At 69.2% G+C, this 15,306-nt stretch carries 15 protein-coding genes; 12 read left to right on the top strand and 3 right to left on the bottom strand.

The features are described 5' to 3' along the window. The first annotated feature begins 322 nt into the window (after positions 1-322). The 12 genes from urtA to ureG all read left to right on the top strand — a co-directional run bounded on the left by urtA (position 323) and on the right by ureG (position 11,775). Positions 323-1,630: an urea ABC transporter substrate-binding protein gene (gene urtA, locus DIE02_RS11590; protein WP_124522153.1), complete on the top strand. Its 1,308-nt coding sequence runs from the start codon at positions 323-325 to the stop codon at positions 1,628-1,630. 133 nt (positions 1,631-1,763) lie between these two features. Then, positions 1,764-3,383, top strand: a complete 1,620-nt coding sequence (urtB, locus tag DIE02_RS11585) for an urea ABC transporter permease subunit UrtB (RefSeq protein WP_124522155.1) — start codon at positions 1,764-1,766, stop codon at positions 3,381-3,383. A 1-nt stretch (position 3,384) separates the two neighbouring features. Beyond that, entirely contained in the window at positions 3,385-4,572 is a 1,188-nt protein-coding gene (gene urtC, locus DIE02_RS11580) for an urea ABC transporter permease subunit UrtC (RefSeq protein WP_044846260.1), read from the top strand. Beyond that, positions 4,569-5,426, top strand: a complete 858-nt coding sequence (gene urtD / locus DIE02_RS11575) for an urea ABC transporter ATP-binding protein UrtD (protein ID WP_044846261.1) — start codon at positions 4,569-4,571, stop codon at positions 5,424-5,426. Before urtC ends, urtD begins: the two co-directional genes overlap by 4 nt. A 4-nt stretch (positions 5,427-5,430) precedes the next feature. After that, entirely contained in the window at positions 5,431-6,123 is a 693-nt protein-coding gene (urtE, locus tag DIE02_RS11570; protein ID WP_124521600.1) for an urea ABC transporter ATP-binding subunit UrtE, read from the top strand. A gap of 173 nt (positions 6,124-6,296) precedes the next feature. Then, positions 6,297-7,172 carry an urease accessory protein UreD gene (locus DIE02_RS11565; RefSeq protein ID WP_124521598.1) on the top strand — a complete coding sequence of 292 codons (876 nt, stop codon included), beginning with the start codon at positions 6,297-6,299 and terminating at the stop codon, positions 7,170-7,172. 235 nt (positions 7,173-7,407) lie between these two features. Next, entirely contained in the window at positions 7,408-7,710 is a 303-nt protein-coding gene (gene ureA / locus DIE02_RS11560; RefSeq protein ID WP_006406310.1) for an urease subunit gamma, read from the top strand. Between the two features lie 14 nt (positions 7,711-7,724). Continuing rightward, positions 7,725-8,030 (top strand): urease subunit beta, encoded by a 306-nt coding sequence (locus DIE02_RS11555; protein ID WP_044846264.1) that lies wholly within the window; start codon positions 7,725-7,727, stop codon positions 8,028-8,030. A gap of 28 nt (positions 8,031-8,058) precedes the next feature. After that, positions 8,059-9,765 (top strand): urease subunit alpha, encoded by a 1,707-nt coding sequence (gene ureC / locus DIE02_RS11550; RefSeq protein ID WP_044846265.1) that lies wholly within the window; start codon positions 8,059-8,061, stop codon positions 9,763-9,765. 18 nt (positions 9,766-9,783) lie between these two features. Next, positions 9,784-10,446: an urease accessory protein UreE gene (gene ureE, locus DIE02_RS11545; protein WP_124529057.1), complete on the top strand. Its 663-nt coding sequence runs from the start codon at positions 9,784-9,786 to the stop codon at positions 10,444-10,446. Then, entirely contained in the window at positions 10,433-11,113 is a 681-nt protein-coding gene (locus tag DIE02_RS11540) for an urease accessory protein UreF (RefSeq protein ID WP_124521590.1), read from the top strand. Before ureE ends, DIE02_RS11540 begins: the two co-directional genes overlap by 14 nt. 14 nt (positions 11,114-11,127) lie before the next feature. Further along, positions 11,128-11,775: an urease accessory protein UreG gene (ureG, locus tag DIE02_RS11535; RefSeq protein ID WP_044846268.1), complete on the top strand. Its 648-nt coding sequence runs from the start codon at positions 11,128-11,130 to the stop codon at positions 11,773-11,775. A gap of 61 nt (positions 11,776-11,836) precedes the next feature. On the opposite strand, the gene waaA is transcribed toward ureG, so the two are convergent. The 3 genes from waaA to waaC are packed head-to-tail and all read right to left on the bottom strand — an operon-like array spanning position 11,837 to position 15,162. Then, the gene (gene waaA / locus DIE02_RS11530; protein WP_124521588.1) at positions 11,837-13,192 is read right to left on the bottom strand and encodes a lipid IV(A) 3-deoxy-D-manno-octulosonic acid transferase; all 1,356 of its coding nucleotides are present in this window, start codon (positions 13,190-13,192) and stop codon (positions 11,837-11,839) included. Between the two features lie 37 nt (positions 13,193-13,229). Continuing rightward, positions 13,230-14,114: a Kdo hydroxylase family protein gene (locus tag DIE02_RS11525; protein WP_044846270.1), complete on the bottom strand. Its 885-nt coding sequence runs from the start codon at positions 14,112-14,114 to the stop codon at positions 13,230-13,232. A gap of 52 nt (positions 14,115-14,166) precedes the next feature. Beyond that, positions 14,167-15,162, bottom strand: a complete 996-nt coding sequence (gene waaC / locus DIE02_RS11520; protein WP_124487740.1) for a lipopolysaccharide heptosyltransferase I — start codon at positions 15,160-15,162, stop codon at positions 14,167-14,169. Positions 15,163-15,306 lie beyond the last annotated feature (144 nt).

Below are 15,306 nucleotides of genomic sequence, written 5' to 3'. Positions count from 1 at the left end.
GCACTTCGTGACCAAGCCGTGTGCACGCGACGCCGACACGACACGACCGGATGCGTGCGCATCGATCACGCGCCGCACTTCCGTCGACGTGTGACGCACGCGCTCGAACACGGGCGCCCGCCGTGCACCATTTGCGCCCGTGCGAGCGCACCGCAACGGATCGCGCATGCTGCACGACGCGTCATGCGCACCGCGCCGGCGCCCCGCGCCGTCCCTCACAGGCACGCCCGGCGTGCATCGGCGCGACTGGCACATGCCTTGCGTTACTCCGATGCCGGCGCCGCCACGGCGCACGCACATCCAACATGACAAGGGGATCCCGATGAAACGTCGCAGTCTGTTGAAGTTCGGTTCGATGGCCGGTGCACTCGCGCTGGCAGGCAAGAGTCCGTTCGCTCACGCGGCCGATGCGGGCACGGGCCCGATCAAGGTCGGCATCCTGCATTCGCTGTCGGGCACGATGGCGATCTCCGAAACGTCGCTGAAGGACACGGCGCTGATGACGATCGCCGAGATCAACAAGAACGGCGGCGTGATGGGCCGCAAGCTCGAGCCGGTGGTCGTCGATCCCGCATCGAACTGGCCGCTGTTCGCGGAGAAGGCGCGCCAGCTGCTCACGCAGGACAAGGTCGCGTGCGTGTTCGGCTGCTGGACGTCGGTGTCGCGCAAGTCGGTGCTGCCGGTGTTCGAGGAACTGAACGGCCTGCTCTACTACCCGGTGCAATACGAAGGCGAGGAAATGTCGCGCAACGTGTTCTACACGGGCGCCGCGCCGAACCAGCAGGCGATCCCCGCCGTCGAGTACCTGATGAGCGCGGAAGGCGGCGGCGCGAAGCGCTTCTTCCTGCTCGGCACCGACTACGTGTATCCGCGCACGACCAACAAGATCCTGCGCGCGTTCCTGAAATCGAAGGGCGTGAAGGACGCCGACATTCAGGAGGTCTACACGCCGTTCGGCCACAGCGATTACCAGACGATCGTCGCGAACATCAAGAACTTCGCCCAGGGCGGCAAGACGACCGTGGTCTCGACGATCAACGGCGATTCGAACGTGCCGTTCTACAAGGAGCTCGGCAACCAGGGGATCAAGGCGACCGACGTGCCGGTGGTCGCGTTCTCGGTCGGCGAGGAAGAGCTGCGCGGGATCGACACGAAGCCGCTCGTCGGCCATCTCGCCGCGTGGAACTACTTCATGTCGGTGAAGAACCCGACCAACACGAAGTTCAAGGACCAGTTTGCCGCGTGGGTGAAGGCGAACAACCTGCCGGGCGGCGCGAAGCGCGTGACGAACGATCCGATGGAGGCGACCTACGTGGGCATCCACATGTGGAAGCAGGCCGTCGAAAAGGCGAAGAGCACCGACGTCGACAAGGTGCGCGTCGCGATGATCGGCCAGACGGTGGCCGGCCCCTCGGGCTTCACGCTCACGATGGACGGCAACCATCACCTGCACAAGCCGGTGATGATCGGCGAGATCCGCGGCGACGGGCAATTCAACGTCGTGTGGAAGACGAAGACCGCGGTGCGCGCGCAGCCGTGGAGCCCGTTCATCGCAGGCAACCAGGGCAAGCCGGACATCGTCAGCTCGATCCCGGCGTTCCTGCGCCGGCAGCGCGCGGCGCTGGCCTGATGCGATGCGGGGCGCGGCGCACCGGCGTGGCGCTCCGCTTGCAGGCCGGTGCGCGAATGCCGGTACTCACCGTAACGCATCGCACGCGCACCGCCGCACGAACCCGCTTTCCCACGCCCGACAGGATCTCCCGATGCCTACACGCTTTCGCCGCGCCGCCGTCGCGGTCGTCGCCTGTGCCGCGCTGGCGGGCGCACTGCCGCGCGCCGCGTTCGCCCTGACGGCCGCCGATACAGCCGCGCTCGCCGGCGACGACTTCGACGCGAAGACGGCCGCGGTCGACCGTCTCGCCGCCGATGCCGACCCGCGCGCCGTCGCGTTGCTCAATGCGCTGTCGAGCGGCGACGCGCTCGCGACCGGCGACGGCCGCCTGCTGATCCAGACCGGCGACACCGCGCACGACGCGCTCACGCAAGCCGCGACGCCGGCCGGCGACGCGCAGCCCGTGATGCTGAACAACCTGCTGCGCACGAAGATCGCCGGCGCGCTGTCGGGCCTCGCACTCGCGTCGCCCGACGTCGCCGCGCGCCGCGACGCGATCGATGCGCTGCTGAAGTCGCCCGACCCGGCGCTCAAGCCGATGATCGATCGCGCGCGCGCGAAGGAAACCGATCCCGCGCTGAAGCGCCGCCTCGACGCACTGTGGGCCATTGCCGCGCTGCACGACGCCGATCCGGCGAAGCGTCTGGAAGCCGTGCAGGTGGTGGCCGCGCGCCGCGACCTCGACATGATCGAGCAGTTGCGCCCGCTCGTCGCGAAGAATGCCGACGGCAGCTACACGGAACCCGACGCGCGCGTGCGCGACGCCGCGCAGCAAGGCCTCGACGCATTGCACGCGCTGCAGCGCCGCGGCGAAATCGCCGGCACCGTGTTCGCGGGCCTGTCGCTCGGCAGCGTGCTGCTGCTCGCGGCGCTCGGGCTCGCGATCACGTACGGGCTGATCGGCGTGATCAACATGGCGCACGGTGAATTCCTGATGATCGGTGCGTACGCAACCTATGTCGTGCAGACGCTGATCCAGCGCTACGCGCCGGCCGCGTTCGACTGGTATCCGCTCGTCGCGGTGCCCGTTTCGTTCGCGGCGGCCGCGCTGGTCGGCGTCGTGCTGGAGCGGCTCGTGCTGCGGCACCTGTACGGCCGCCCGCTCGAGACGCTGCTCGCGACCTTCGGCGTGAGCCTGATCCTGATCCAGGCGACGCGCATGCTGTTCGGCGCGCAGAACGTGCAGGTCGTGAACCCGTCGTGGATGAGCGGCGGCGTCACCGTGATGCAGAACCTGATCCTGCCGTACAACCGGCTCGCGATCCTCGCGTTCGCGCTCGCGGTCGTGTGCGTCGCGTGGGGCGTGCTGACGAAGACGCGGCTCGGCCTGTTCGTGCGCGCGGTCACGCAGAACCGCCGGATGGCCGCGTGCGTCGGCGTGAAGACCGCGCGCGTCGACGCGTATGCGTTCGCGTTCGGCGCGGGCATCGCGGGCCTCGGCGGCTGCGCGCTGTCGCAGATCGGCAACGTGGGCCCCGACCTCGGGCAGAACTACATCATCGATTCGTTCATGGCGGTCGTGCTCGGCGGGGTCGGCCAGATCGCCGGCACCGTGCTCGGCGGCTTCGGGCTCGGCCTCGTCAGCAAGGCGATCGAGCCGTTCTGGGGCGCCGTGCTCGCGAAGATCGCGGTGCTCGTGATGATCGTGCTGTTCATCCAGAAACGTCCGCAGGGCATGTTCGCCCCGAAGGGACGCAGCGCGGAGGCCTGACATGACTTCAATCACCGATTCGTTGTCGAAGCCGATCGCCGACGCGCCGAAGCCCGCTGCCGCCGCGCGTGCGGAAGAAAAATTCGCGCTCGGCCTGCCGCCCCGCCCCGCGCTGCTGTCGCGTCGCGCATGGCTCGCGCTCGTCGCGCTGTGCGTCGCGATCGGCATCGGCGTGCCGCTCGCCGCGCTGGTCGCGCCCGAGTCGAGCGCGTTCCATCTGTCCGCGTATGCGATGACGCTCGCCGGCAAGCTGATGTGCTACGCGATCGCCGCGCTCGCGCTCGATCTCGTGTGGGGCTACTGCGGCATTCTCAGCCTCGGCCACGGCCTCTTCTTCGCGCTCGGCGGTTATGCGATCGGCATGTACCTGATGCGCGAGATCGGCCGCGACGGCAAGTACGGCAGCGACCTGCCCGACTTCATGGTGTTTCTCGACTGGCATCAACTGCCGTGGTACTGGAGCGGCACGCAGCATCTCGCGTGGGCGCTCGCGCTGGTCGTGCTCGTGCCGGCCGTGCTCGCGTGGGTGTTCGGCTTCTTCACGTTCCGCTCGCGCGTGAAGGGCGTGTACCTGTCGATCATCACGCAGGCGCTGACGTTCGCGGCGATGCTGCTGTTCTTTCGCAACGAGACGGGCTTCGGCGGCAACAACGGCTTCACCGACTTCAAGCGCATCGCCGGGTTTCCGATCACGTCGCCCGGCACGCGCACGGTGCTGCTGCTGCTGACCTTCGCGACGCTCGTGCTCGCGTTCATCGTTGCGCGCGCAATCGTCACCAGCAAGCTCGGGCGCGTGGTCACCGCGGTGCGCGACGGCGAGACGCGGCTGATGTTCCTCGGCTACAGCCCACTCGCGTACAAGCTGTTCGTGTGGACGCTGTCGGCCGTGCTGTGCGGGATCGCGGGCGCGTTGTACGTGCCGCAGGTCGGCATCATCAACCCCGGCGAGATGTCGCCCGGCAACTCGATCGAAATGGCGATCTGGGTCGCGGTGGGCGGGCGCGGCACGCTGATCGGGCCGATCGTCGGCGCATTCGCGGTGAACGGCGCGAAGAGCCTCTTTACCGCGTACTTCGCCGAATACTGGCTGTTCTTTCTCGGCCTGATCTTCGTGCTCGTGCCGCTCCTGCTGCCGCGCGGCATCATGGGCCTCGTCGACACGCTGCTCGCAAAGGGGAAACGCGGATGAACGGCACCGCCCTCTACCAGTTCACGCCACCGCCCGAGGACGAGCTGCTGGCCGTCAGCGGCAGCGCATCGATGGGCCGCGTGGCGCCGCCCGGCATCGACACGTCGCATGGCACGATCCTCTACCTCGAGGATATCGAGGTGAGCTTCGACGGCTTTCGCGCGCTGAACAAGCTGTCGCTCGCGATCGACGCGGGCGAGCTGCGCTGCGTGATCGGCCCGAACGGCGCGGGCAAGACCACGATGATGGACGTGATCACCGGCAAGACGCGGCCCGATGCGGGCAAGGTGTTTCTCGGCCAGACCATCGACCTCGCGCGAATGAACGAACCCGCGATCGCGCGCGCGGGGATCGGCCGCAAGTTCCAGAAGCCGACCGTGTTCGAACAGCATCCGGTGTGGGAAAACCTCGAACTGGCGATGCAGACCGACAAGGGCTGGCTCGCGTCGCTGCGCGCGCGGCTCGACCGCGCGGCGCAGGCGAAGATCGAGGAGACGCTCGCGTTGATCGGCCTCGAAAGCGACGCGTATCGCGCGGCCGGCGAGTTGTCGCACGGGCAGAAGCAACGGCTCGAGATCGGCATGCTGCTGATGCAGCGCCCCGCCCTGCTGCTGCTCGACGAGCCGGCGGCCGGGATGACCGACCACGAGACGATGGAACTCGCGAAGCTGCTGAACACGCTGCGCGGCACCTGCTCGATGATGGTCGTCGAGCACGACATGGAGTTCGTCGCGGCGCTCGCGGGCGACACGGGCCGCGTGACGGTGATGGCCGAAGGCGCGGTGCTCGCGCAAGGCACGCTCGACCAGGTCAAGCGCGACGACGCGGTGATCGAGTCTTACCTCGGACGGTGACGCAATGCTGAAGATCGATGCACTGAACCAGTACTACGGCGGCAGCCACATCCTGCGCAACGTGACGCTGGCCGCCGACGACGGCAAGCTCACCGTGCTGCTCGGCCGCAACGGCGTCGGCAAGAGCACGCTGCTGCGCTGCCTGATGGGCGTCGTCGCCGCGAAGAGCGGCAGCGTGTCGTGGCGCGGCACCGCGCTCGGCGCACTGCCGCCGTATGCGCGCGTCGCGGCCGGTCTCGCGTACGTGCCGCAGGGCCGCGACATCTTTCCGCGGCTCACCGTCGAGGAGAACCTGCTCGTCGGCGCGGCAAGCCGCAAGGCGCCATCGAAAGTGCCCGACCGCATCTACGACCTGTTCCCGGTGCTGAAGGACATGCGCGCCCGGCGCGGCGGCGACCTGTCGGGCGGCCAGCAGCAGCAGCTCGCGATCGGCCGCGCGCTGATGAGCGAGCCGCAGTTGCTGATCCTCGACGAGCCGACCGAGGGCATCCAGCCGTCGATCATCCAGGACATCGGCCGCACGCTGCGCCAGCTCGTCGACGAATCGAAGATGACCGTGCTGCTCGTCGAGCAGTATTACGACTTCGCGCGCTCGATCGCAGACCATTACTGGGTGATGAGCCGCGGCGAGGTCATCGCCGGCGGCGATGCGCGGGACATGGAAACGAACGGCGTGCGCGAGCTGATCGCGGTGTAGCGCGCCACGCAGCGCATGATTGCGCCGACGCGTGGCGCCGACGGTCGACGCATGTCACGCGATGGCCGGCGCCGTCGCCGCTCCCCTTCGCCACGTTCGGCAACCCGAACACCCAAGCGTATAGTGTTGCGGTAGCATCCTCGATCACCGCGCCCGTTCCCTGCTTCCCGCCGATGTCCGCCCTCGATTCCCACGCCCCGCTGTCCCGCCCCGCCGTCGCCAAGTCGTGGCGCGGCCGTCTCGAACTCGGCTTCGAACGGCACGGCGCGCGCACGACGCTCGTCCATCGGCTGCACGACGGCCCGCTGCGCGTGCAGCGGCCGCTGTATCCGGAAGGCGACGCGATCTGCCACGCGGTCATCGTCCACCCGCCGGGCGGCGTCGCGGGCGGCGACCGGCTCGACATCGACATCGCGCTCGGCGACGGTACGCACGCGGTGCTGACGACGCCCGGCGCGACCAAGTGGTACAAGTCGAACGGCCTCGACGCGACGCAACGCATCGGCATCACGGTCGGCGCGCACGCGAAGCTCGACTGGCTGCCGCAGAACAACCTGTTCTTCGACGCGGCCCACGCCGCGCTGGACTTCACGGTGACGCTCGGCGCGGGCGCGAGCGCGATCGGCTGGGACGCGACGCAGCTCGGCCGGCAGGCGGCCGGCGAAACGTGGTCGGCGGGCCGCATCGTGTCGGGTTCGGCACTCGTCGATGCCGACGGCCGGCCGCTGTGGACCGAGCGCGCGCTGCTCGACGCACACGATCCGCTGCGCGGCTCGCTGCAGGGCCTCGCCGGCTTTCCCGTGTACGGCACGCTGTGGGCGGCCGGCGCCGCGTGCGATGCCGCGCTCGCCGAAACGCTTGCCGCGCGGATGCCGTTCGACGACACGCTGCGCGCGGGCGCGACCTGCGTGACGCCGGGCGTCGTGCTGGTGCGCGCGGTGTCGACGTCGATGGAAGCGCTGCAGCGTCACTTCACCGACTGCTGGCTCCACCTGCGCCCGCTCGTGCACGGTGTCGACGCGCGACCGCTGCGCCTCTGGCAGACCTGAGCACGCGGCCCGGCACGCACCGTTTCGGCGCAGCAGCGACGCCCGCGTTGCCCACGATCCATGCATCGCGCACCACGATCGCGCATCGCCGCACGCCGCACCGACATGGCACGCACCTTGCTGCTTACATATCGGATACACGACGCAGGAACAACGGCGCGGTGCTACGATGAACCGCGCCCCGCCGGCATCCCGCGCACCGATAAAAATTACGTTTTCCTGAACGACTGCCTTCATGAAACTGACTCCCCGAGAAAAGGACAAGCTGCTGATCTTCACGGCAGCGCTGCTGGCCGAGCGCCGCCGCGCGCGCGGGCTGAAGCTCAACTATCCGGAAGCGGTCGCGTTCATCACCGCCGCGCTGATGGAAGCCGCGCGCGACGGCAAGACCGTCGCCGAGGTGATGCACTACGGCACGACGCTGCTCACGCGCGACGACGTGATGGACGGCGTGCCGGAGATGATCCCCGACATCCAGGTCGAGGCGACCTTCCCGGACGGCACCAAACTCGTCACCGTCCACCACCCGATTCCGTGACCGAGGTAGCACGCATGATCCCCGGCGAAATCCTCACCGACGACGGCGAGCACGAACTGAACGCGGGCCGCGCGACGATCTCGCTCGTCGTCGCGAACACCGGCGACCGCCCGGTGCAGGTCGGCTCGCACTACCACTTCTTCGAAGTCAACGACGCGCTGTCGTTCGATCGCGCGGCCGCGCGCGGCTTCCGGCTCAACATCGCGGCCGGCACGGCCGTGCGCTTCGAGCCGGGCCAGACGCGCACCGTCGAGCTCGTCGAGCTGGCCGGCGAACGCGCCGTCTATGGTTTTCAGGGCAAGGTGATGGGGCCGCTGTAAGCCGCGCCCCGCTCTTCAGGAACAGCACATGACACTACGCTTGAGCCGCCGCGCGTACGCGGAAATGTTCGGGCCGACGACGGGCGACCGCGTGCGGCTCGCCGATACCGAACTGCTGATCGAGATCGAACGCGACTTCACGACCTACGGCGAGGAGGTGAAATTCGGCGGCGGGAAGGTGATCCGCGACGGGATGGGCCAGTCGCAGCGCGTGGCCGCCGACGTGCCCGACACGATCATCACGAACGCGGTGATCCTCGATCACTGGGGCATCGTGAAGGCCGACATCGCGATCAAGCACGGCCGGATCGCCGCGATCGGCAAGGCCGGCAATCCCGACATCCAGCCCGGCGTGACGATCGCGATCGGCGCGGCGACCGAAGTGATCGCCGGCGAAGGGCTGATCGTGACGGCCGGCGGCATCGATACGCACATCCACTTCATCAGCCCGCAGCAGATCGACGAAGCGCTCGCGTCGGGCGTCACGACGATGCTCGGCGGCGGCACGGGGCCCGCCACCGGCACCAACGCAACGACCTGCACGCCGGGCCCGTGGCACATGGAGCGGATGCTGCAGGCGGCCGACGGCTGGCCGATCAACCTCGGCTTCCTCGGCAAGGGCAACGCGAGCCTGCCGCAGCCGCTCGTCGAGCAGATCGCGGCCGGCGCGATCGGCCTGAAGCTGCATGAAGACTGGGGCACGACGCCCGCCGCGATCGACAACTGCCTGTCGGTCGCCGACGATACCGACACGCAGGTCGCGATCCACACCGACACGCTGAACGAAGGCGGCTTCGTCGAATCGACCGTCGCCGCGTTCAAGGGCCGCACGATCCACACGTACCACACCGAAGGCGCGGGCGGCGGCCATGCGCCGGACATCCTGAAGGTGTGCGGCGAAGCGAACGTGCTGCCGTCGTCGACCAACCCGACGCGCCCGTACACGATCAACACGCTCGACGAGCATCTCGACATGCTGATGGTGTGTCACCACCTCGATCCGTCGATCGCCGAGGATCTCGCGTTCGCCGAATCGCGGATCCGCCGCGAGACGATCGCGGCCGAAGATATCCTGCACGATCTCGGCGCGCTGTCGATGCTGTCGTCCGACTCGCAGGCGATGGGCCGCGTCGGCGAAGTGATCATCCGCACCTGGCAGACCGCGCACAAGATGAAGGTGCAGCGCGGCGCGCTGCCCGAGGACGGCGCGCGCAACGACAACTTCCGCGCGAAACGCTACGTCGCGAAGTACACGATCAACCCGGCGATCACGCACGGCATCGCGCACGAAGTCGGTTCGATCGAACCCGGCAAGTGGGCCGACCTCGTGCTGTGGGAGCCCGCATTCTTCGGGATCAAGCCGTCGATGATCCTGAAGGGCGGGATGATCGCGATGGCGCAGATGGGCGACCCGAACGCGTCGATCCCGACGCCGCAGCCGGTCCACTACCGCGAGATGTTCGCCACGCGCGGCGGTGCGCTCGCGCGCACGTCGCTGACCTTCGTGTCGCAGATGGCGGCCGACGCGGGCATCGCCGAACGCTACGGGCTCGCGAAGCGCGTCGTGCCCGTGCGCAACTGCCGCAACGTGACGAAGGCCGACATGATCCACAACGCATGGCGCCCGTCGATCAGCGTCGATCCCGAAACCTACGACGTGATCGCCGACGGCCAGCTGCTCACCTGCGAGCCGGCGACGGTGCTGCCGATGGCGCAGCGCTATTTCCTGTTCTGATTTCCGGTTTTCCGTTCCATGCGCACCCTCGACAAACGCATTGCCCCGAACGTGAAGCTCGCCGCGTCGCTCGTCGCGCGCGCGCCGACGCTCACGCTCGCCTATGACGCCCGCTGCAAGAGCCGCCTCGCGGCCACGCTCGACACCGGCGAGGACGTCGCGGTCCTGCTGCCGCGCGGCACCGTGCTGCGCGACGGCGACGTGCTCGTCGCCGACGACGGCGCGCTCGTGCGCGTCGCCGCTGCCTCCGAGACCGTGCTGCTGGTGCGCGCGGCCGACCCGCTCACGCTGATGCGCGCCGCGTATCATCTCGGCAACCGTCACACGCCGGTCGAGATCGGCGACGGTTACCTGAAGCTCGAAGCCGATCCGGTGCTCGCTGACATGCTGCGCCGGCTCGGCACGCAGGTCGAAGAAACGAGCGCACCGTTCCAGCCGGAAGCCGGCGCATATGGTGGCGGCCACAAGCACGGGCACGATGCGACGTTCGCCGAGGACTACGCGCTCGCGCAGCAGGTCTTCGGCGAACACCACGGCCACTCGCACTCGCACTCGCACTCGCACTCGCACTCGCACTCGCACTCGCACTCGCACGATCACGATCACGATCACGATCACGATCACGATCATCAGCATGGTCCCGGCTGCTCGCACGGCCACCACGGTCATGACCACCACTGAGCTTGTCGCGCTGCTGCATCTCGCGTCGCCCGCATTGCCGATCGGCGCGTTCAGCTATTCGCAGGGACTCGAAGCCGCGCTCGACGCGAACCTGATCCGCGACGCCGACACCGCGCGCGACTGGATCGCGAGCGGGCTGACCGACGTGCTTGCACACGGCGAGCTGCCGTTCCTCGCGCACCAGCTCGCGCGCTGGCACGCGCACGACGCCGACGCGCTGGCGCGCGAGAACGCATGGTTCGTCGCGAGCCGCGAATCGGCGGAGCTGCGCCGCGAGACCGAGCAGATGGGCTGGTCGCTCGCGCAACTGTGCGCGTCGCTCGAATGGGGCGATGCCGCGCGCCGCGCGACGCTCGCATCGCTCACGCCGATCGCGCTGCCGACCGCATTCGCATACGCGGCCGCCGCACACGGTGCCGGCGCCGACGCCACGCTCGCCGCATACGCGTTCGGCTGGGTCGAGAACCAGACATCGGCCGCGCTGAAAGCGGTGCCGCTCGGCCAGCTCGCCGGCCAGCGCATCATCGTCGCGCTGCGCGGCGCGATCGACGCGGCCGTGCGCCGCGCGCTCGCGACGCCGCCCGACGCCATCAACACGTTCGCGCCGCAGCTCGGCATCCTGTCCGCGCGGCACGAAACCCAGTATTCGCGGTTGTTCCGCTCCTGAACCCGATCCACGCCATGAACGCACCCGCAACCTCCTCCGCCCGCCGCACCAAGAAACTGCCGCCGCTGCGCGTCGGCATCGGCGGCCCGGTCGGCTCCGGCAAGACCACGCTGCTCGAAATGCTGTGCAAGGCGATGCGCGAGCGCTACGACCTCGTCGCGATCACGAACGACATCTATACGAAGGAAGACCAGCGCCTGCTGACGGTCGCGGGCGCGCTGCCCGAGGAACGCATCATGGGCGTCGAGACGGGCGGCTGCCCGCACACGGCGATCCGCGAGGATGCGTCGATCAACCTCGAGGCTGTCGACCGCATGCTGTCGCGCTTCCCCGACGCCGACATCGTGTTCATCGAATCGGGCGGCGACAATCTCGCGGCGACCTTCAGCCCCGAGCTGTCGGACCTGACGATCTACGTGATCGACGTGGCCGGCGGCGAGAAGATTCCGCGCAAGGGCGGGCCCGGTATCACGAAGTCCGACCTGCTCGTGATCAACAAGACGGATCTCGCGCCGCTCGTCGGCGCGAACCTCGACGTGATGGCGTCCGACACGAAGAAGATGCGCGGCGAGCGGCCTTACGTGATGACGAACCTGAAGGCGCTCGAGGGCGTCGCCGATGTCGTCGCGTTCATCGAAAGGAAAGGCTTGCTGACGGTGTGAGCGACGCGGCGGCGACATGCCGCCGCCACGTCGGCCCGGGGGACGGCCTTGCGCCGCCCGCTCAGTCGTCGGATGCGTCGGCCGCGCCGTGCATCGCACGCCCGCCGCGCTCGACGGGCGGCAGCAGCGCCGCGAGCACGTCGACCGAGCGCGCGGTCGCGCCGCGATGGCGCGACGCGAACGCGGCGCCGGCCGCGCCCATCGCGACGCGCCGCGCGTGGTCGGCGAACAGCGCATCGAGCACGTGCGCGAGATCGAGCGGATCCGCGACCTGCATCGCCGCGCCGGCCGCGACCGCATCGGCGGTCGCCTGCGTGAAGTTGAACACGTGCGGGCCGATCAGCACCGGCACGCCGACCGCACACGCCTCGATCAGGTTCTGCCCGCCGAGCGGCAGCAGGCTGCCGCCGATGAACGCGACGTCGGCGGCCGCATAGTACGCGCCGAGTTCCCCCATTGAATCGCCGAGCAGCACCGTCACGTCGGCCGGCAAGGGTTCGGCGGCCGGTCGGCCGGCCGCGAGCGCCGCGGCGTCGGCGCTCCACACCGAACGCCGCACGCACTTGAACCCATTGCGCGCGACCAGCGCTTCCACTTCGGCGAAGCGCTGCGGATGACGCGGCACGAGAATCAGCAGCGCACCGGCCGTCTTCATCGCGGCGAACGCCTGCAGCACCAGCGCCTCCTCGTTCTCGCGCGTGCTGGCCGCGACCCACACCGGCCGCGTGCCGATCGCGTCGCGCCATGCGTGGCCGCGCGCCGCCAGTTCCGGCGGCGTCGTCATGTCGAACTTCAGGTTGCCCAGCACCGCCACGTTGCGTGCACCGAGCGACGTCAGCCGCTCCGCGTCGGCCGGGCTCTGCGCGAGCACGCGCGAGAATCCGCCGAACACGTCGCGCGTCGCCGCGCCGAACTTCGCCGCGCGCCGATGCGAGCGCGCGGACATCCGCGCGTTGGTCAGCACGAGCGGCACGTCCGCGCGGCGGCACTCGTCGACCAGCGTCGGCCACACCTCGGTTTCCATCACGAGGCCGAGCGTCGGCCGCCAGGCGCGCAGGAAGCGCCGCACCGCGCCCGGCATGTCGTACGGCAGGTAGCAGCGCAGCACGCGCTCGCCGAAGATCTGCTCGCCGGTCGCGCGGCCGCTCGGCGTCATGTGCGTGAGCAGGATGCGTGCGTCGGGCCGCGCGCGCATCAGCGCGTCGATCAGCGGCTGCGCGGCGCGCGTCTCGCCGACCGACACCGCATGCACCCAGATCAGCGGCGCGCGATCGTCCGGCGAACGGCCGGCGACGTGGCCGAAGCGCTCGCCGATGTGCTCGCGATAGCCGCGCTCCTTGCGCGAGCGCACGAGGAGCCGGATCACCGCGATCGGCGCGACGAGCCACCACAGCGCGCGATAGATCGCCCTCAGCATGCAGCAGCCCTCGTATTGCGTCGGTGAAAAGGCGCGCTCAAACCAGCGCCCTGCCCTGCAGGCGCTCGAGAATCCCGAGCGGCGCGCATTCGCGACGCACCATCGCGTCGACCGGCAGGAAGAAGGTCTGCTCGAGCATGAACTGGCCGGACATCACAGCGTGCGAAGTCTGATCGGAGAAACATATCCACACGCTGCCCGGCGGAAACGGCATCGTCTGCTGTGGACAAGTCTTCTGGTAGTCGAGATCGGCTTTCATCCCGTCGTGCAGGTTCAGCATCAGGTGGTCGTACGCGCTGCGCGGCGACTTCGTCACGTGCAGCAGGTTCAACAGCCACGCCGAGCCCGGCAACTGCGGCCGGATCTTCGGCAGGAAGCGCTTCGCGACGTCCTCGAACGGCTCGCCGACGCGCCACACGCGCGGCTGGCCGGCCGGGTTCACGTTCGTGAACACGCGCAGGATCCGCTCGCCGTAGTTCGGCCGCGACGGGAACGCGTCGACGTGCAGCCGGCTGTCGTCCTTGCGCCAGGATGTCTGGCGCGTCTCGACCTGCATCAGCCGCAGGCTCGTCGGCGCGACGCGCAGCTTGCCGCGGTATTCGGGAAACAGGCCGTCGACGAGCGTGCCGGCCTGCTGCTGGAAGCGCGCGACCAGTGCGCGCACGGCCGATTGCGTGACGCTGTCGCCGAGCACGCCGACGAGCGCGCCGCCGTTCGGCGCGAGGCTGATGTTCTTGCGTTTCGGGTCGGCGAGCGCCGGATCGAGCAACGCTTCCTCGCCGCCTTCGATCGCGAAGCGCAGGTGCGGGAAATACAGCACCTTGCCTTCCTCGACCGCGGCGAGCAGCTGCTCGCGCGGCGTCGACAGGTTGTGTCCGCTCCAGTCGGCGGACGGGACTTCGATGATCTGGGATTCGCTCATGATCGGTTCGCGTGCGTGACAGGCAAGGCAGGCAGGACAGGCATGACGGGCATCACAGCAGGCCGAAGCCCGCGAGTGCCGCCTTCACCTGCGCGATCGACGGCGGCTGCCCCGCCGTGCCGAGATTGACGACGTTCGGCGACCAGTATCCGCCGGTGCGCCAGGCCGTCGCGAAATTGTACAGTTCGACCGTCGGACGCTTCAGCGCGGCCGCGATGTGAACCAGACCTGTATCAACCCCGACCGTCGCGGCCGCGCCGTCGATCAGGCCGACGACGGCCGGCAGCGACAGCTTCGGCGGCACGATCGCCGCCGCGCCGAACGACTGAGCGAGCCGCTCGCTGGTCGCGCGCTCCGCGTCGTTGCCCCACGGCAGCACGAGCGACGCGCCGCGCCGCACGAGCGCCTGGCCGAGCTCGATCCAAGCGGCATCCGGCCACTGCTTGTCGGCGCGCGACGTCGCATGCACGAACACCACGTACGGCACCGGCAGGTTCAGGCCGAGCGTCGCGACCGCGCGCGCCGCCGCGCGCGTATCGAGGCCGAAGTCGACCGGATCGGCCGGCGTCGGCGCCGGGTCGCCCAGCGCGGCCGCGACCAGCTGGCGCGAACGCTCGACCACGTGCGTGCGCGGCGCGATCGGCACGCGCTTGCGATAGAAGAAGCGCACCGGCCATTCGTAGCCGGCGCCGTCGGTGCGATTGCCGAGGCCGGCGAGCGGGCCGCGCGCCCAGCTCGCGACCCAGGCCGTCTTGATGAGCCCCTGGCAGTCGATCACGAGGTCGTACTGCTCGGCCGCGAGGCGCTTGCGGAACGCGCGGATCTCGCGCCACGTCGCGCCCGAGAACGGCTTCTTGCGCCAGCGGCGCAACGAGAACGGCAGCACGTCGCGCACGCCGTCGACGAGCCGCACGAGGTCGACGAAGCTCTCCTCGACGAGCCAGTCGATCTGCGCGTCGGGATGGCGACGCCGGATATCGGCGATCACCGGCATGTTGTGCACGACGTCGCCCAGCGACGACACGCGCACGATCAGGATCTTTTGCACGCTGAAAAAACGCCGGCGGACAGCCGGCGACAGGCATAAAGACGCGATTTTATCGCGCCCGGGGAGGCACACAGGCAAAAAGCGGCCGCACGCCGTCAGCGTGCGCCGCTTTTCGGGAATGGCGCGACGATCCTTCTACCGTCG

The sequence above is a fragment of the Burkholderia sp. Bp8991 genome (assembly GCF_003853795.1).
In the GTDB taxonomy this organism is placed as follows: Bacteria; Pseudomonadota; Gammaproteobacteria; order Burkholderiales; family Burkholderiaceae; genus Burkholderia.
The sequence above is the reverse complement of the archived record's forward strand: the minus strand, read 5'-3'. Positions and strand labels throughout refer to the sequence as shown.